The 17,162-nt window shown below is 72.3% G+C and carries 16 protein-coding genes and 1 pseudogene; 6 read left to right on the top strand and 11 right to left on the bottom strand.

Going from position 1 to position 17,162, the window contains the following annotated elements; translation table 11 throughout:
- Positions 1-160: 160 nt before the first annotated feature.
- Both ACFP2V_RS09070 and ACFP2V_RS09065 read right to left on the bottom strand, forming a co-directional pair.
- On the bottom strand, positions 161-649 hold the full coding sequence (locus tag ACFP2V_RS09070) for a GNAT family N-acetyltransferase (RefSeq protein WP_381208191.1): 489 nt from the start codon (positions 647-649) through the stop codon (positions 161-163).
- Between the two features lie 1,310 nt (positions 650-1,959).
- Positions 1,960-2,925: a pirin family protein gene (locus tag ACFP2V_RS09065; protein ID WP_381208188.1), complete on the bottom strand. Its 966-nt coding sequence runs from the start codon at positions 2,923-2,925 to the stop codon at positions 1,960-1,962.
- Between the two features lie 138 nt (positions 2,926-3,063).
- Between ACFP2V_RS09065 and ACFP2V_RS09060 the strand changes: the two genes are divergently transcribed.
- Genes ACFP2V_RS09060 through ACFP2V_RS09050 form a run of 3 tightly spaced genes read left to right on the top strand, consistent with a single transcriptional unit; the run spans position 3,064 to position 4,450 of the window.
- A complete protein-coding gene (locus ACFP2V_RS09060) occupies positions 3,064-3,570 on the top strand; it encodes a MarR family winged helix-turn-helix transcriptional regulator (RefSeq protein ID WP_381208186.1) in 507 nt (168 codons plus the stop codon).
- Positions 3,567-4,025, top strand: coding sequence for a MarR family winged helix-turn-helix transcriptional regulator (locus tag ACFP2V_RS09055; RefSeq protein WP_381208183.1), 459 nt, complete (start codon positions 3,567-3,569; stop codon positions 4,023-4,025). The genes ACFP2V_RS09060 and ACFP2V_RS09055 overlap by 4 nt, the downstream gene beginning before the upstream one ends.
- A gap of 50 nt (positions 4,026-4,075) precedes the next feature.
- Entirely contained in the window at positions 4,076-4,450 is a 375-nt protein-coding gene (locus ACFP2V_RS09050) for a tetratricopeptide repeat protein (RefSeq protein WP_381208180.1), read from the top strand.
- Between the two features lie 118 nt (positions 4,451-4,568).
- On the opposite strand, the gene ACFP2V_RS09045 is transcribed toward ACFP2V_RS09050, so the two are convergent.
- A complete protein-coding gene (locus ACFP2V_RS09045) occupies positions 4,569-6,026 on the bottom strand; it encodes a PepSY-associated TM helix domain-containing protein (RefSeq protein WP_381208178.1) in 1,458 nt (485 codons plus the stop codon).
- 145 nt (positions 6,027-6,171) lie between these two features.
- On the opposite strand from ACFP2V_RS09045, the gene ACFP2V_RS09040 reads away from it, so the two are divergent.
- Positions 6,172-6,816, top strand: a complete 645-nt coding sequence (locus tag ACFP2V_RS09040; RefSeq protein WP_381208175.1) for a peptide deformylase — start codon at positions 6,172-6,174, stop codon at positions 6,814-6,816.
- A gap of 162 nt (positions 6,817-6,978) precedes the next feature.
- On the opposite strand, the gene ACFP2V_RS09035 is transcribed toward ACFP2V_RS09040, so the two are convergent.
- Complete coding sequence (locus ACFP2V_RS09035) at positions 6,979-8,427, bottom strand: dihydrolipoyl dehydrogenase family protein (protein ID WP_381208172.1); 1,449 nt, start codon at positions 8,425-8,427, stop codon at positions 6,979-6,981.
- A 119-nt stretch (positions 8,428-8,546) separates the two neighbouring features.
- Here ACFP2V_RS09035 and trxA point away from each other — a divergent pair, with 119 nt between their 5' ends.
- Positions 8,547-8,954, top strand: a complete 408-nt coding sequence (gene trxA, locus ACFP2V_RS09030) for a thioredoxin (RefSeq protein ID WP_381208169.1) — start codon at positions 8,547-8,549, stop codon at positions 8,952-8,954.
- An 18-nt stretch (positions 8,955-8,972) separates the two neighbouring features.
- On the opposite strand, the pseudogene ACFP2V_RS09025 reads toward trxA, so the two are convergent.
- The 3 genes and pseudogenes from ACFP2V_RS09025 to ACFP2V_RS09015 form a co-directional block, all read right to left on the bottom strand.
- Positions 8,973-9,224: pseudogene (locus ACFP2V_RS09025) on the bottom strand (aldehyde dehydrogenase family protein); the annotation flags it as partial.
- A 31-nt stretch (positions 9,225-9,255) separates the two neighbouring features.
- Complete coding sequence (locus ACFP2V_RS09020; RefSeq protein ID WP_381208167.1) at positions 9,256-10,395, bottom strand: LacI family DNA-binding transcriptional regulator; 1,140 nt, start codon at positions 10,393-10,395, stop codon at positions 9,256-9,258.
- A 119-nt stretch (positions 10,396-10,514) separates the two neighbouring features.
- Complete coding sequence (locus tag ACFP2V_RS09015; protein WP_381208164.1) at positions 10,515-11,180, bottom strand: TetR/AcrR family transcriptional regulator; 666 nt, start codon at positions 11,178-11,180, stop codon at positions 10,515-10,517.
- A gap of 155 nt (positions 11,181-11,335) precedes the next feature.
- Here ACFP2V_RS09015 and ACFP2V_RS09010 point away from each other — a divergent pair, with 155 nt between their 5' ends.
- Complete coding sequence (locus tag ACFP2V_RS09010) at positions 11,336-11,899, top strand: NADPH-dependent FMN reductase (RefSeq protein WP_381208161.1); 564 nt, start codon at positions 11,336-11,338, stop codon at positions 11,897-11,899.
- Between the two features lie 158 nt (positions 11,900-12,057).
- Here ACFP2V_RS09010 and ACFP2V_RS09005 read toward each other — a convergent pair whose 3' ends face one another.
- Genes ACFP2V_RS09005 through ACFP2V_RS08990 form a run of 4 tightly spaced genes read right to left on the bottom strand, consistent with a single transcriptional unit; the run spans position 12,058 to position 16,937 of the window.
- Entirely contained in the window at positions 12,058-13,191 is a 1,134-nt protein-coding gene (locus ACFP2V_RS09005) for an XdhC family protein (RefSeq protein WP_381208158.1), read from the bottom strand.
- Positions 13,184-15,394: a xanthine dehydrogenase family protein molybdopterin-binding subunit gene (locus ACFP2V_RS09000; protein WP_381208156.1), complete on the bottom strand. Its 2,211-nt coding sequence runs from the start codon at positions 15,392-15,394 to the stop codon at positions 13,184-13,186. The genes ACFP2V_RS09005 and ACFP2V_RS09000 overlap by 8 nt, the downstream gene beginning before the upstream one ends.
- Positions 15,391-16,383, bottom strand: a complete 993-nt coding sequence (locus tag ACFP2V_RS08995; protein WP_381208153.1) for an FAD binding domain-containing protein — start codon at positions 16,381-16,383, stop codon at positions 15,391-15,393. The genes ACFP2V_RS09000 and ACFP2V_RS08995 overlap by 4 nt, the downstream gene beginning before the upstream one ends.
- Positions 16,380-16,937, bottom strand: coding sequence for a 2Fe-2S iron-sulfur cluster-binding protein (locus ACFP2V_RS08990; protein WP_381208150.1), 558 nt, complete (start codon positions 16,935-16,937; stop codon positions 16,380-16,382). Before ACFP2V_RS08990 ends, ACFP2V_RS08995 begins: the two co-directional genes overlap by 4 nt.
- Positions 16,938-17,162 lie beyond the last annotated feature (225 nt).

Here is a 17,162-nt window from a genome sequence, read left to right as displayed (position 1 = left end):
CCCCGGATAGGCCATCCTCCACCTCCCCCAACCGCTGGCGCAGGCGTTCCCCCCGCCAGGGCAGAGGGGACGGCACACACGGAACGCGCGGCGTCCAGCGGCTCTGCATGCCGGCCACCATGCAGGCGAAGCCGGGTGCCCTGCGAACCGGCACACCGCGTCATTCCGAAGAAACGCGAAACTCGAATTCGGGACGGTCCCACGGCACGGCGGGCGGGTTCGCGAGCGCGGTCCCGATCCGCACTGCACCTGCGCGGTGGTAGAAGTCCTCGGCAGGAAGATGCGACACGACCTTGACACGGTCTAGCCCGGCGGCACGGGCCTCGGACTGCATGTGCGCGACGAGCAGCCGCCCAATACCCCGCCCTTGCGCTTCGTCGTCGACGAATAGCAGGTCGAGCTCCGGTGGAGCGAGGACGAGCGAGTAGAACCCGAGGACCCGGCCTCCATGCTCGTCGGCACCGACAGCCACAAAGGCGCGGTGGGCCTCGATGTAATCAGGCCCGACCCGGTAGCCCGCGACTGCGGCTGCGTACTTACCCGCGTAGGCGCCTGAGCCACGCACGAGCCGTGTGAGCCGTTTGGCATCCCGCGCAACGGCCCTCCGTATCGTGATCGGCTGGCTGATCGGGGAGTTGCGTGAACTCATCGGGAGAGTATTTCGCACCGGGGCGTGCCGTCGTGCGGCGGGTCGGCTGCTCGGGCAGGCGTTCCTGCACCGCTCCCGGGAACCACTCGTCCAGGCCCCGATCGACCAAGTCACTGCCGCCGCATCGGCCGCCCGCCGACAGCAACTGGGACGCCCGAACCGCTGCGGAGGAGCCGGAGAACGGGGTGGTCAACCGCTGCTTCCCCTGGGCCTGCCCAGCGAGGGCTAGCCTGTGCAGGACGACTTCAGGCTGGCCTCGTGAGCCGCATCAGGAGACGCTGGACTTTGCGTCAGCAAACGAATATGTCCTGGTTGATCGCGCCAAGTCCCTGGGTCGTGTGTTGCGCATCGGCCGTATAACGCGTGCCGTCACTGTGTCCTTGCTTCGGGTGGCTCCCAAGAGGACAACCGAGTGCAACGGCACCCGCGCCGGCGTTGTAACCCACCTGTCCGGAAGCCCCGCCAGGCCGCACCCGCGGGGCTTCTCGTCGCACGCCGCTGTCACACGCCTGTCACCGACTGCGTCGACTCCCCCGGACCAAAACACTCTGACCTGGCATTACTCGCTCATCCTGGACTGGCCTGGACGCCCACAGACGGTATTTACCACCTGTGCCATGTGGTACCGGCACGCGCCGTAGGCGCATCCCATTGAGCGCCGTCCTTCCCGCCACGCCACAGGGCCCCAAGCACGCGGAGGTGTCTCGCCGTCCCCCATCGGTCGTAGCCGGGTCCGGAGTTCTCGCCCGCACCGGCGGAGGCGAGAAGTCAAGATCGGGACCATTGACGGGCCAACGAAGCCGTATCAGGAGCAACTTACGTCATCGACACAGGCCAGAGACACGCAAGCGCCGCGCTACCAGCAAACGAAGAACCTGCTGGGAGCACTCCGCCACGGCACCCCCTCCAAGGAGCAGTGCCAAGAGCGCCCACCCCTGCGGCCGCTCACACCTTGTCGAGTTCCCACAAACCGACAGGCCGAGCACCGAGCTCCCGCACCGGAGTATGACTCAAACACCCGCCAGGTCGGCATCCGGGCGGTGGCCACCCAGGCTGCGACGACCACTGCACCGCCGCGAAGGCACGACGCGAACCTCCACCGAAATTTGATGACTCATCAGTAGAGTTAGCAAAGGGTTAGCAAGAGTCCTGCCACAGCCGCCCACAGACGGACACACCATGGAATGACGCAGCACCGCGCATCGCGCCTGCAGCACGTCCGCCGCCCGCCCGTTACCTGACGAAGGGCAAGCGACAACGCGCGGCGAAACATCGCTCGCCCACCCCGACCCATCAACCGTTTCCGCAGGTCAACGCACCCTTCCCCGCGGTTTCAGAGGCGTCGCAGGCAGCTCGGGAGCGGGCAGCGGGGCGCCGTCGTAGCCCTTCACCTCGCCGAACCGCGTGCCCTCCATCCAGTCCCGGCGGGCCTGTTCGATCTCCTCCTGGGTGCGGCCGATCCAGTTCCAGAACATGATCAGCTCCTCCTCGAACGGCTCGCCGCCCAGGAGCATCACGGACGCGTCGGACTCGGCCCGCAGCGGAAGTTCGTCGCGGCCGCAGCCGAGGTAGAGCATCGATCCCGGGAGCACCGGTACGCCGTCCACGTGGACCTCGCCGGACATCGCGAGGACCGCGTACTCGAAGTCGCGCTCCAAAGGCAGGCGGACATCCGCGCCGCCGGCCAGGGACAGGTCGGCGCCGACGATCGGGGTGTACGCCGTGCCGGGCGAGGTGGCGCCGTCGAGGCTGCCGAGGATGAGCGTGGCGTTGACGCCCTGCGCCGTGACGACCGGCAGGTCGGCGTGGTGCTCGAAGTGGGGGTCGGTGTGGCGGTGGCCGTCCGGGAGGGCGACCCAGAGCTGGGCGCCGTGCAGGAAGCGGGCGTGCGAGCGGGGGCTCTCCTCGGAGTGGCTGATCGCCCCGCCCGACGTCATCAGGCCCAGTTCGCGCGGGCGGATCATTTGGAGGCTGCCCGTGGAGTCACGGTGCAGGACCTCGCCCTGGTGCAGCCAGCTCACCGTCTGCAGACCCATGTGCGGGTGCGGTGCCACCTGCATGCCGGGCTCGTCGGCGATGTCGTCGGGACCGTAGTGGTCGACGAAGCACCAGGCTCCGACCATGCGCCGCCCCAGGTTCGGCAGCAGCCGCCGGACCTCGCTGGACTCTCCGAGCTTGACCTTCCGGGGACTGAGGAGTTCACGCACCGGCTCTGCCACCACGAAGCCGCGCCCACCGCACAGGGACGGAACGGCCTCCCGCTCAAGATTGCTCATGTCGCCCAACTTAGCCCCGCGAGGCAACGCGTCAATCCGTCGCCGCGCCACGCGGAAGGCGGCGGGAGGCGTTGCAGCAGCACGAGGGACGATGGAATCAGTAGCCATGGCTATAGTCGCCATGTACTGTATCGACTCATGAGTTCGGTACATTCGGCGCCCGAGGGCGCGACGCCGGGGTTTCTGGTCTGGCGTCTGTCCATGAAGTGGTGCGTCGCGGTCGACCGCGCGGTGGCCCCGCTGGGGCTGACCCACGCGCAGTACTCGCTGGTGGCGTCGCTGTACGGGATGGGACGTGCCGGAGAGCGGCCCAGCCAGCGCCGGCTCGCCGACCACACGGGACTCGAAGCGCTCTACGTGTCGAAGCTCGCCCGCGCCCTGGAGGCCGCCGGCCTCCTCGAACGCACCCGGGACCCGCGCGACCCCCGCGCCATGCAACTGGCGCTCACGGAACGGGGCAGCGAGGTCACCCGTCAGGCGATCGACGTCGTGCACGTGCTCCTGGGGCAGTTGCTGGAGCCCCTCGACGGTCCGCGCACCCGCGCGTTCACCCGCGATCTGACGGCCCTCCTCGGCACGCCCCTCGCCGCATCGGCGGACGCCGTCGGCGACAACGCCAACGCTCACGAGACGGAGCAGTCATGACCACCACCGCACCCCCTGTCGACGGCCGCGCCATCGGCCTTGCCCACTACGCGAGCCGCGCCGTCCTGGAGAGCGTGCTGGCCCACCACGGCATCCCCTTCCAGCAGTCGGTGACCCTCCGGCTCGTCGCCGTGGCCGGGGGACCGGTCGACCGCGCCCGCCTGGTCGAGGACATCACGGGCGCCCTGAAGACCGGCCACCCCGAGGCGGACGGCGTGGTCGACGAGCTGATCGCCGCGGGGCTGCTGGCCCCGGAGGGATGTTCCCTGGTGCGGATCACGGACGCCGGGAGGAAGCTGCACGACACGACGTCCGCCGAGACCAAGGCGATCGCTGCCAGGATCTACGCCGGCATTCCGCCCGATGAACTCGCGGTCACCGGACGGGTACTGGCCCTCGTCACCGAGCGGGCCAACCGGGAGCTGGCCGCAACATCGGCAGCTCCGGGCCAGTAGTGGAATATTCAAGCAACTCCGTCCGTTGTCGGCCTCGAAGGAGGTCACGAGTGGACACCACGTACTACTACGACCACGGAACCCCGGCCGAGCGCTGGGAGCGTGCCGGGCTGTTCTTCGACGCCAAGGACTACGCCGCCGCGGCGCGCGTCCTGAGCGGGCTGGTCGAGGAGGTTCCGGAGCAGACCGGGCCGCGGCTGCTGCTGGCGCGTTCCTACTACCACTCGGCCCAACTGCGCCGTGCCGAAGCCGAGTTGCTCGCCATCGTGGAGCGCGACCCGGTGGAGCACTACGCCCGGCTGATGCTCGGCCGCACCCTGGAGCGGCAGGGTCGGAGCGAGGAGGCACAGTCCCACCTGCGGATCGCCGCCGCGCTGGCGGGCGACTTCGACGGCAGCGTCGACCGCGAGCCCGACCCCGCGTAGGCAGCGAGCCCGGGATCGGCCCGGCCTTGCGCGGTGATGTCACGCGCGCCGGTGCCCGGTTCTCCCCGGAGGGAAACCGGGCACCGGCGCGCGTACGGTTCGTCCGGGGGCGCTCCGGTTACGGCGTCCGCACCATCCCAGCCGGTTCGCCGCCCTCGGCTCCCTCGGTTTCCCCGGCTCCCCCACCCCCTCCGTTCTTCCGGCCCCGCCGGTGTGCGATCTCCCCGAGGACGATGTCGACGGCGAGGAAGGCGGCCAGCGGGAGGCCGAGGAGCGGGACGAAGTAGCCGAGTACGGCGATCGCCGCCAACAGCGGGACGAGGATGTACGGTGGGACCTGCTGCCAGGCGCCGCGTGGGATCGGCCGGCCGAAGGCCGAGCCCCGGCCGCGCTGCCACCACATGCGGTAGCCCCACAGGATGAGCAGGATCAGGGAGGCCGCGAGCAGCATCAGCGCGACCTGGTTGGGCAGGCCGAAGAGGCTGCCGGTGTGCAGGTCGATGCCCCAGCGGCTGAGTTTGGCGAGCACCGGATAGTCGGCCCACCGCACGACGTCGGTGACCTGGCCGGTGGCCGGGTCGACGGCGACGGCGTCCTGCTTCTCGGGCCAGCTGCGCTGGATCTGCTTCACGACGTACGCGGAGGCCGCGTCGGCGGGCGGAACGATCTCCACCGGGTTGTCGAGCCGCTCGGCCCGTGCCGCCGCGAGGACCCGGTCGAGGCCGACCCCGTGCGCCGCGTCGCCCCCGGTGCCGCCGGCCGTGTCGTGCTCCGCGTGTTCGCCGCCCGCCGCGGCCGACACCGCGGGCGTCTCCTGGCCGAGCGAGGTGCGCAGATCGGCGATGTTGGCGCCGGTGTACGTGGACCAGGTCAGCCCGGTCGCGGAGAGGAAGAGGAAGCCGACCGCGGCCCAGGCGCCGATGCCGCCGTGCAGACCCAGGGTGCGCCGTCGGCCGCTGGTGCCGCGGATCCTGCGCAGGGCGCGGCGGCGGGAGAACCACAGCACCAGGCCGCCGCCGGCGATCGCCCACAGCCAACTGGCCGCGAACTCGCTGTAGAGGCGGCCCGTTTCACCGAGGTGCAGGTCGCGGTGGAACTCGTCGATCCAGGTGCGCAGCGGCAGTGCGCCGCTGGAACCGTACTGCTCCAGCGTGCCGCGCACCTCCCCGGTGTACGGGTCGACGAACACGGCGAGGGTGTGGTTCGGGTCGACGCCCTCCACTCCGGACAGCATCACCCTGGTCGTGGCGTCCGCCTCGGGCGAGGGGCGTATCGCGGACACCGTGCCCTCGGGGTGGGCCTTGCGGGCGGCGGCGACCTGTTCGGAGAGGGGCAGTTCGCGGTCCCCGACGGGGACGGTCAGCTCATGGTCGTAGACGATCTTCTCGGCCTGGAAGGACGCGGCGTACAGCAGGCCGGTGAGAGCGGCGACGAGCAGGAACGGGGCCACCACCACGCCCGCGTAGAAGTGCAGGCGCAGAATCAGGGGGCGCAGGGTGCTCCAGCCGGATCTCTGCCGTGCGGGGGTGGGGGATTGGGTGGCCTCGTCCGTGGTGGTCGAGGGGGTGGTGGTCATCGGTGGGTTTCTCCCGAGGGCGTCTTGGCGGCCGTGATGCTGCTCCAGTGGTCGGGGCGGCGGGGCGCCGAGTTCCCGGGACGGCTGTGTGAGCTGCGCCACTCACGACGGCGGCGGTCCGTCGGGCGCATGGCATCCTGACTCGATGGGAACTCCGAACGATCGTGTACCCCTGGCCGAGCGGGTCGAGCAACTCCTCGCCGGGGGCGGGCCGTTGCCCATCGTCACGGCCGGGGATCCGGTGCTGCGGCGGGCGTCCGAACCCTTCGACGGCCAGTTGGAGCCCGCGCTGCTGGCCCGGTTCGTCGAGGCGCTTCGGGTCACCATGCACGCCGCGCCGGGGGTCGGGCTGGCGGCGCCGCAGGTCGGGGTGGGGCTGCGGATCGCGGTGATCGAGGATCCGGCGCCCGTCACGGAGGAGGTGGCGGTGGCGCGCGGTCGGGTGCGGCAGCCGTTCCGGGTGCTGGTCAATCCGGTCTACGCGCCGGTCGGCGGTGAGCGGGCGGCGTTCTTCGAGGGGTGCCTGAGCGTGCCCGGGTACCAGGCGGTGGTGGCGCGGCACGCCGAGGTGCGGCTGACCGGGCAGGACGAGCACGGGCGGGCGGTGGACGAGGTGTTCGGCGGCTGGCCTGCCCGGATCGTGCAGCACGAGACGGACCACCTCGACGGCACGCTCTACCTCGACCGGGCAGAACCGCGCTCGCTGTCGTCCCATCAGGCGATGGCGGAGCGCTGGACGCAACCCACGCCGGAGGAGGCCGCGCGGGCACTGGGCTTCGAACTGCCGTGACCGGGCACGGGCTCGGGACCCGGATCGGGGAGAGGACCGGGCGCACATTCGGGCACGGGTGCCGGGCGGAGGAAATCCCCGCCCGGCCCGCCCGGCCCGCCCGCCGCCTCCGAGCCTCCCGAGCCCTCAGGACCCTCAAAATCCTCAGGCCCCTCAGGCCCCTCAGGCGTCCCGGTATGCCTCCAGCAGCCGGAGCCACACCTCGCTGATCGTCGGGTACGACGGGACCGCGTGCCACAGGCGGGCGACCGGCACCTGGGCGACAACCGCGACGGTGGCCGAGTGGACGAGTTCGCCCACGCCGGGGCCGACGAAGGTGACGCCGCGCAGGGTCTCGCTCTCGAGGTCGACGACCATGCGGGCGCGGCCCGTGTAGCCCTCGCCGTACAGCCCGGCGCCGGCGACCGAGGCCAGGTCGACGTCGACGGCGCGGACGCGGTGCCCCGCTTTCTCCGCCTCGGCCAGGGAGAGGCCCACCGAGGCCGCTTCCGGATCGGTGAACACGACCTGGGGGACCGCGTCGTGGTCGGCGGTGGCGGCGTGCGCGCCCCAGGCCCCGTCGGCCACCGGCTCCCCCGCGGCCCTGGCGGCGATGGCGGCACCGGCGATACGGGCCTGGTACTTGCCCTGATGGGTGAGCAGGGCACGTTTGTTGACGTCACCGACCGCGTAGAGCCAGTCCCGGCCGGTCACTTGGAGACTGTCGTCCACGCCGAGCCAGGAGCCGGGTTCCAGACCGACGGTCTCCAGGCCGATGTCGTCGGTGCGCGGGGCGCGGCCGGTGGCGAAGAGGATCTCGTCGGCCTCGATCCGCTCCCCCGCGTCGGTGACGACCACGACGACACCGTTCTCCCTGGTGACCGAGGCGGCGGAGGTGCCGGTACGGATGTCCGCGCCGGCCTCGGTGAGCGCCTCGGCGACCAGTTCCCCGGCGAAGGGCTCCATGCGGGAGAGCAAGCCCTTGCCGCGCACCAGGAGCGTGACCCGGGAGCCGAGCCCCTGCCACGCCGTGGCCATCTCGGAGGCGACGACACCGCCGCCGACCACGACCAGCCTGCCGGGCACGGCCTGGGCGCTGGTGGCCTCCCTACTGGTCCACGGCGCGACCTCGTCGAGTCCGGGCAGGCCCGGCAGCAGCGCGCGGCTGCCGGTGCAGACGGCGACGGCGTGCCGGGCGGTGAGAACGCGTCGCGTTCCGTCGGCGGTGACGGTCACCGTGCGCGGGCCGGTGAGCCGGCCGACGCCGCGGTGGAGGTCGACGCCGACGGACTCGAGCCACTGGACCTGGCCGTCGTCCTTCCACTGGGAGGTGTACTCGTTCCGGCGGGCCAGGACCGCGCCCGCGTCGAGCGGTCCCTGCACCGACGCGCTCAGGCCGGGGAGGCGGCGGGCATCGGCCCGCGCGAGGACGGGGCGCAGCAGAGCCTTGCTGGGCATGCACGCCCAGTAGGAGCACTCGCCGCCCACCAGTTCGCTCTCCACGATCGCGGTGGAGAGCCCTGCCGCTCGGGTGCGGTCGGCGACGTTCTCCCCGACGGGCCCCGCACCGAGCACGACGACGTCGTAGTCGAGGGATTCCGATTCCGGCGCTTCCGTTCGCGTCTGTGTCATGACGCCAGTCTGGTGGGTGGTGTGCGTGGTGGCCAGGTGGGTAGGGGCGCGGAATACGTGACCGGTCGCCCGTGGTTGTACCGACGGCTCGCCCCGATATCAGGAAGAGGGACATACGCATGAGCAGCACCGTGGAGCTCACCAAGGAGAACTTCGACCAGTTGGTCACGGAGAACGAGTTCGTTCTGATCGACTTCTGGGCGTCCTGGTGCGGGCCGTGCCGTCAGTTCGCACCGGTGTACGACAAGGCGGCGGAGGCCAACCCGGACCTGGTGTTCGGCAAGGTGGACACGGAGGCGCAGCCGGAGTTGGCCGCGGCCTTCAACATCCAGTCGATCCCGACGTTGATGATCGTCCGCGACCAGGTGGCCGTGTTCGCGCAGCCGGGCGCGCTGCCCGAGGCCGCGCTGACGGACGTCATCGGGCAGGCCCGGAAGCTGGACATGGACGAGGTCCGCAAGTCCATCGCCGAGCAGCAGGCGGCACAGGGCGACGGCAAGGCGGACGCCCGGAACCAGGGCGAGTGACCGCCCCGGCTCCGGGCATCACCGCAGCTTGCGGAACGGGTAGCTCCGGATCGACCGCTTCCAGAACGGGTACTGCGCGACGTCCCCGCGCACGGTGGTCCCGCGCACGTCGGTGAACGCGTCCAGGTCGGCGTCGCCGTCGAAGCGGAAACCGGTGCCGGAAGCGGCGACGCCGCCGAAGGGAGCGACGGCCTCGTCGTTCACGGTCTGGTCGTTGATGTGCACGATCCCCGTCGGGATACGCTCCGCCAGGTCCAGGCCGCGGCCCGCGCGGGCCGGCGTCAGCCCACACCGGCCCGCGTCAGCCGGATTCGCGCCGGATCACTGACGCGCCCAGCACCTTGTGCGCCTCGGGGGCGACGGCCGGGTCGCGCACCGTGCGGTCGACGAGTGCGGCGAGCTCGGTGCCGGACGGCAGATCGAGGTGGACCGTGGTCAGCCGGGGTCGCAGCAGCCGGCCCAGCATGAGGTTGTCGGCGCCGACCACGGCCGTCTCCTCGGGAACGCGGACGCCGGCGTCGAGCAGCGCCCGCATCAGCAGCATCGCGTACTCGTCGTTGTACGTGAACACGGCGTCGAGGTCCAGGTCGCGCCATCGGGCGGCGAGCCGGGCGGCGGCGTCCTCGTCGTGGGCGAGGGGCAGTTCGGTGACCGTGGCGCCGGTGCCGCGCAGGGCCGCCCGCACTCCCGCGAGGCGGGGCGCGGAGAACGCCTCCAGACCGGGCTCGCGCGGGACGACGACACCGATGCGGCGCCGACCCCGGTCGAACAGGTGCGCGCCGGCGCTGTGGCCGACGACGTCGTGGTCCATGAGCAGGGCGTGCGCGCCCTCGACGGTCTCCGGGCCGAGGGTGACCACGGCCCGCGCGCCGGAGCGTTTGAGTACGGCGACGCCTTGGGGGCCGAGTCCCGAGCCGGGGACCAGCACGGCCACCGGACGCAGCTCGGCCCAGGCACGGGCGGCCTCGTCGTCGTGCACTCCGACGGTGCCGTACTGCACGACGGTGTAGTCGAGGCGGCCTAGAGCCACCTGGAGGTCGTTGATGAACTGGCTGTAGACCGGGCCGACCGGGAAGGCCGGGGCGGGCATCAGCACCATGCGGCTGTGCCCGGCGCGTAAGCTGCGGGCCGCCGCGTGCGGCACGTACCCGAGTTCCCTGGCGGCCTCGCGGACGCGGCGGCGGGTGGGCTCGCTGATCCGGACGGCGTCGGCGTTGTTCAGGACGTAGGAGACGGTCGCGCGCGAGACGCCGGCCAGGCGGGCCACGTCGGCGCTCGTGGGCACCGCGCCTGCGGGCGGGGGACTCGTGGGTGCGGGGCTCGTGGGCGCACGGGGCGGGGGCACGGATCGCGCGGGAACGGCACCTGTGGGCGCGGGGCGCGTCGGTGCGGTGGCTGCGGGGGCGGGCGGGTTCGGTATCTGCACCATGACGTGAGGCATCCTTGCAGAAGCGCGAACGGGCCTGTCGTCCGGGGGAGTTGAGAGCGCACGGTCCCGCGTCCGTCCCAGTTCAGGACGGTCCCGCGGGTCGCCGGCCGGGTGGGGAGCCGTGCCCTCGGTCAGTGTGCGGGGGCCGTGGGTCGCGTCACGCGGTCGATAAGGTTCACCCACGCGGATTCGAGCCGTGACAGCGGCATTCCGCACTGCTGGGTCAGGTGGTGCACCAGCGCGGGGTCGAGCGGCGCCATCAGGGTGTGGGCGAGGAGGTCGCAGTCCGCCTCCGGGACGGCCTCACGCAGCAGCAGCGTCACGTGGTGGTGCCGTACCCGGCGGGGCGGGTTGGTGAAGCGGCGGTCGGCGCAGGGTTCGGCGGCGAGCTGGAGATCCAGCTCGTCGACCGTGCGGCGCAGCAGGGCGACACCGAAGGCCCGCAGCCGCTCCGCGGGCGGTGCGCCCGGTCCCAGCGGCGGGGGGCCGGAGAGGAACGCGGCCTGGAACTTCTTCTCGGAGTGGTCGAGCAGCGCCGTCAGCAGTCCGGTGCGGTCGCCGAAACGCCGGAAGACCGTTCCCTTCCCCACCTGGGCCGCCGTGGCGACCGCCTCCATGGTCAGACCGTCCGCGCCGCGCTCCGCCACCAGCAGGGCGGCTGCCTCCAGCAGGCGTGCGCGGTTGCGCGCGGCGTCGGCTCGCAGGCAGGGCTCATCGATCTCGACACCGAGTTGCGGCAACTCCAGCGGCTCGAGGGGCTGCTGGGGCGGCGGGGCGGGCGACGGGACAGCGGGCATGAAGCCAGCGTAAAGCATCGGGAAGAAACTGGACCGCGGTCCGGTTGGAGTGCTAGAAACATAACCGGACCTCGGTCCGGATGATTGCGGCAATGTTTCGTCCGATGCTTCGCCGCGCCGTTCCACCCTGACTTTTCACCCCCTCGGGAGTTCTCATGTCTGTTCGCATCCTCGCCCTCGTCGGCAGCCTTCGCTCCGGTTCGCACAACCGCCAGCTCGCGGAGGCCGCGGTCAAGATCGCACCCGAGGGCTCCGAGGTCGTGGTGCACGAGGGCCTTGCGGAGATCCCGTTCTACAACGAGGACATCGACGTCGAGGGCAGCGTCCCGGCCGCCGCGGCCCAGCTGCGCGAGGCCGTGTCCGGCGCCGACGCCCTGCTGCTCTTCACGCCCGAGTACAACGGCACGATCCCGGCCGTCCTGAAGAACGCCATCGACTGGCTGTCCCGTCCGTACGGCGCCGCCACCCTTGGCGACAAGCCCGTCGCCGTGATCGGTACCGCCTACGGCCAGTACGGCGGTGTCTGGGCGCAGGACGAGGCCCGCAAGGCCCTCGGTATCGCGGGCGGCAAGGTGATCGAGGACATCAAGCTCTCCATCCCCGGTTCCGTGACCCGTTTCGCCGAGCTCCACCCCGCCGACGACACCGAGGTCGTGGAGCAGCTGACCGAGGTCATCGTCCGCCTGAACAGCCACGCCGCCGCGCCGGCCGCCGCCTGACGCCTCCCGCGCAAGGCGCACCCGACCCACGGCCGGAGGGGCCGGAGTCGTACCGACGACGGCTCCGGCCCCTCCGGCCGTACGGGCGGGCCGGCGTGATCCCGGGGCGGGGCCCAGCGGCCCTCCGCCCCCCGGTCTCTGCTCAGACGGGCCTCTGCTCAGACGCCCGCCGCCGCCCGTTCCTCGCGATGGATCGGTGTCCGCGCGCCGGTCAACGGCGCGCCCGTGCCGCCTCGAAGGGTCGCGACGATCTCCGCCGCGATGGACAGAGCGGTCTCCTCCGGTGTACGCGCCCCGAGGTCGAGGCCGATCGGCGACCTGAGCCGGGCCAGCTCCCGCTCCCCCACGCCCGCCTCGCGCAGCCGCCGCTCCCGGTCCGCGTGGGTACGGCGTGATCCCATCGCCCCGACGTACGCGACCGGCATCGCCAGCGCCTCCGCCAGCAGGGGGACGTCGAACTTGGCGTCGTGGGTGAGCACGCAGAGCACCGTGCGCCCGTCGGTGACGGCGGTACGCAGATAGCGGTGCGGCCAGTCGACCACGATCTCGTCCGCCTCCGGGAACCGCGCCGGGGTGGCGAACACCGGCCGGGCGTCGCACACGGTCACGTGGTAGCCGAGGAACTTGCCGGCCCGTACCAGCGCCGTCGCGAAGTCGACCGCACCGAAGACGATCATGCGGGGCGGCGGCTGCGACGACTCCACGAACAGGGTCACCCCTCCGGGACAGTGCGATCCGTCCGCCGAGAGGCCGACGGTACCGGTGCGTCCGCCGTCCAGCAGGGCCCTTGCCTCGGCCGCCGCCGTGCGGTCCAGCTCGGGATGGCCGGCCAGGCCGCCCTCGTACGACCCGTCGGGGTGGACCAGGAGGGCACCGCCGAGCAGTTCGGCCGGGCCCCGGACGATCCGGGCGAGCGCCGCCGGCTCACCGCGGACGACCGCGGACAGGGCCGCCCGCAGCACCTCGCGGGCGCGGGCGTGCACGCCGATCGGGGCGACCGTGATGTCGATGATCCCGCCACAGGTCAGACCGGCCGCGAAGGCGTCCTCGTCGCTGTATCCGAACCGCTGGATGCGTGTCCCGCCGTCCGCGAGCGCCTCGAGGCACAGCTCGTACACCGCTCCCTCGACGCAGCCGCCGGAGACCGAGCCGATCACCGTGCCGTCGCTGTCGACGGCGAGGGCGGCGCCGGGGCCGCGCGGTGCGCTGCCGCTCACGGACACCACGGTGGCGACGGCGAACTCCCGGCCCTCGGCGAGCCGGCGGTGCAGCTCACCGGCGATGTCAAACATGCGGGCCGCCCGCGGTGAGGATCCGGTCCGGGCGGATGGGCAGGCTCCGGTGCCGCACACCGGTCGCGTGCCAGACGGCGTTGGCGATGGCCGCCGCGGCCCCCACGATGCCGACCTCGCCGATGCCCTTGATACCGACCGGGTCGTCGGGGTCCGGGTCGTCGACCCAGTCCGCCTCGACGACCGGTACGTCGGCGTGCGTGGCGATGTGGTAGCCCGCGAGGTCGCCGCCGTAGTGGCCGCCCGAGGCTTGGTCGCGGATCCCCTCCTCGTGCAGTGCCATGGAGATGCCCCAGACCATCCCGCCGACGAGCTGGCCGCGCGCGGTGAGCGGATTGACGATCCGCCCCGCGGCGAACACGCCGAGCATGCGGCGCACCCGCACCTCGCCGGTGGTGACGTCCACGGCGACCTCGGCGAACTGTGCCCCGAAGGAGTGCCGTTCTTTCTGCGCCAGGGCTCCGAGGGCCGCGGTGGTGTCGGAGCGCACGGTGACGCCCTGGGCCGGAATGCCGGTCTCCCCCGCCAGGCGTTCCCGCAGTTCGTCGGCCGCGACGGTGATCGCCCAGGCCCAGGAACGGGTGCCGGTGGAACCGCCGGCGATCATCGCGGGGCCGAAGTCGCTGTCGCCGATCCGCATCCGGATCCGCGCGGGCGGCACCTGGAGCGCGTCCGCGGCGACCAGGGTGAGCGCGGTGCGGGCTCCGGTGCCGATGTCGGCCGCCGCGATCCGCACGGTGAAGGTGCCGTCCGCCTCCGCCGTCACCGCGGCCGTGGAGGGGCCGGCTCCCGCGGGGAAGGATGCGGCGGCCGTACCCGTGCCGATCAGCAGGTTTCCCTCCCGGCGCAGGCCGGGGCGCGGGTCGCGGCCGGCCCAGCCGAAGCGGCGGGCGCCCTCCTTGAAGCAGGCGGCGAGGTTGCGTCCGCTGAACGGCATCCCGGAGACCGGGCCCCGTTCGGGTTCGTTGCGCAGGCGCAGCTCGATCGGGTCGACGCCGCACTGCTCGGCGAGTTCGTCGAGCGCCGCCTCCAGCGCGAACGCGCCCGGGGCCTCGCCCGGCGCGCGCATCCAGGTCGGCGACGGCACGTCGAGCCGCACCGCCTCGTTCGCGGTGCGGTGGGCGGGGGCGTCGTACATCACCCGGGCCACGCCGGCGCTGGGCTCGACGAAGTCCCAGACCGTCGAGGTCTGGCTGAGCGAGCGGTGTTCCAGGGCACGCAGCCGCCCTTCGGCGTCGGCTCCGAGCCTGATGCGCTGGGCGGTGGGGCTGCGGTAGCCGGTGAGCGAGAACATCTGACGGCGGGTCAGGACCACGCGGACCGGGCGCCGCAGCGCGGTCGTCGCCATGACGGCGGACACCTGGTGGGCACGCAGCCCCTTGCTGCCGAAGCCGCCGCCGACGTGCTCGGAGCGCACCCGCACGACGGACGCGTCGAGGGAGAACATCCGGGAGAGCTCGTCGGCGATCCACGTGGCGCCCTGGTTGGAGTCGACGACGTCGAGCCGCCCGCCGTCCCACCGGGCGGTGGCCGCGTGCGGCTCCATCATGCTGTGGTGCTCTTCGGGGGTGGTGTACTCGACGTCCACGACGTGTGCGGATGCCGCGAGTTCGGCGTCCAGGTCGCCCTTCTCGGTCACCGCGGGCATGTGCCCGTCCAGTGCGAACACGTCGGGGCGGTCGCCCTTGAACTCGATGTCGTGCGGCTCCTGTTCGTAGGTCACGACAAGCGCCTCGGCCGCCTCACGGGCCTGCTCGGAGGTCTCGGCGACGACGAGCGCGACGGGCCAGCCCGCGTGCGGGACGCGGTCGTCCTGGAAGACGGCGGCGGTCGGGTCCGGCCGGACACCCAGCAGGCCGATGTAGTCGAGGTGGAGGCGCGGGGCGTTCTGGTGGTGCAGCACGGTGAGGACGCCCGGCATGGCGAGGACGGGAGCGGTCTCGACGGAGCCGATCCGGCCGCGGGCGACGGTGGACAGCACCAGCCAGCCGTGGGCGAGGTCGGCGAAGGGGATCTCGCCCGCGTAGCGGGCGGCTCCGGTCACCTTCTCGCGGCCCTCCACCCGCGTGTGCGCGGTGCCGACGGCGCCGGTCACGGCCGCGCGGCCGGTCGCGGCGGCAGCGGTACCGGCGGTCGCGGTGCCGTTCACGATGGTGGTGGCGGGCGGAGTGACGGCCGTGGTGCCGGTCGGGGTGGCGGTCATCGGGCGGCCTCCTCGGCGAGTTCGGACAGGACGGCCACCACGAGGTTGCGCATGAGGGTCACCTTGTACGCGTTGCCGGGCAGCGGCCGGGCAGCGGCCAGTTCGGCGTCGGCGGCCGCGGCGAAGTAGTCGGCGGACGCCGGGGCGCCGTTCAGGACGCGCTCGGCCGCGCGCGCCCGCCACGGCCGGGACGCGACCGCGCCGAAGGCGAGGCACGCCTCGCGTACGACGCCGTTGCTGACGTCGAGGGTCGCGGCGACCGAGCCGATCGCGAAGGCGTACGAGGCGCGTTCGCGCACCTTGCGGTAACGGGAGTGGGCGGCCGACGGCACCGGCGGCAGCGTGACACCGGTGATGAGCGCGCCCCGGGGCAGCGCGGTCTCCCGGTGCGGGGTGTCACCGACGGGCAGATAGAAGTCGGCGAGGGACGACTCGCCCGGCCCGTCGGCGGTTTGATACGAGACGACGGCATCGAACGCGGTCAGCGCCACCCCCATGTCGGAGGGGTGGACGGCGACGCAGTGCTCGGAGGCGCCCAGGACGGCGTGGTTGCGGTGCTCGCCCTCGACGGCGGGGCAACCACTGCCGGGGAGCCGCTTGTTGCAGGGTTTGGTCACATCGGCGAAGTAGCCGCAGCGGGTGCGCTGGAGCAGATTTCCGCCCACGGTGGCCATGTTGCGCAGTTGCCCGGAGGCTCCGGCGAGCACTGCCTGGGCCAGAGCCGGGTAGCGCCGGCGGACCTCGGGGTGGGCGGCGAGGTCGCTGTTGGTCACGGTGGCGCCGATGCGCAGTCCGCCGTCACCGGTCGACTCGATCCGGTCCAGGGGGAGGTGGCGTAAGTCGACAAGTCGCGCGGGGCGTTCGACGCCGGTCTTCATCAGGTCGACGAGGTTGGTTCCGCCACCGAGGTAGCGGGCGTCGGGGTCGGCGTCGAGCAGGGCGACCGCGCCCGGGACGTCGTCGGCGCGCCGGTAGTCGAACTCCCTCATGCGGCAGCCTCCTCGGTGGCCTCGGCACTCTCGGCGGCGGCGCGGGCGACGGCCTCGACGATCGAGACGTAGGCGCCGCAGCGGCACAGGTTGCCGCTCATCCGTTCGCGGATCTCCTGTGGGCCGAGCGGAGGCGGTCCCGCTTCGGGCCGTACGTCGGCGGTGACCGCGCTGGGCCAGCCCGCGGCGTGCTCCTCGATGACGGCGACGGCGGAACAGATCTGGCCGGGCGTGCAGTAACCGCACTGGAAGCCGTCCAGGTCGAGGAAGGCCTGCTGTACGGGGTGCAGCCGCTCCCCCGCGGCGAGGCCTTCCACGGTGGTGATCTCCCGGTCCTCCGCCGCCACGGCCAGTTGCAGGCAGGACACGGTCCGGCGGCCGTCCACCAGGACCGTGCAGGCACCGCACTGTCCCTGGTCGCAGCCCTTCTTGGTGCCGGTCAGATCGAGGCGCTCGCGCAGGGCGTCGAGCAGGGTGGTGCGGTGGTCGACGGACAGCGTGTGCTTCTCGCCGTTGATGTTCAGGGTGACGCTGCTGGATGTCGAGGGAGCCATGAGCAGCCTTCCTTCGCGGATCCATGCAGGCCGGCAAGGCCCTCAGGAGGCGGACGAGTGGGAAACGGTCAGAAGGTCGACAGGTGGAAGCTCGTCAACGGACCGGGAACGTCGGCGTCGGCCGCCCGCGGGCACGGGCACGCCCGCCCCCTCCCGCACCGTCCGCGGCCACCGCTACGATGCACCGAAGCGGACGACTGTCCGTTACCGGGAAAATTTAGTGGA

The sequence above is a fragment of the Streptomyces incanus genome, assembly GCF_042656345.1.
Classification (GTDB): Bacteria; Actinomycetota; Actinomycetes; order Streptomycetales; family Streptomycetaceae; genus Streptomyces; species Streptomyces incanus.
This window is presented reverse-complemented; position numbering and strand designations above follow the sequence as displayed.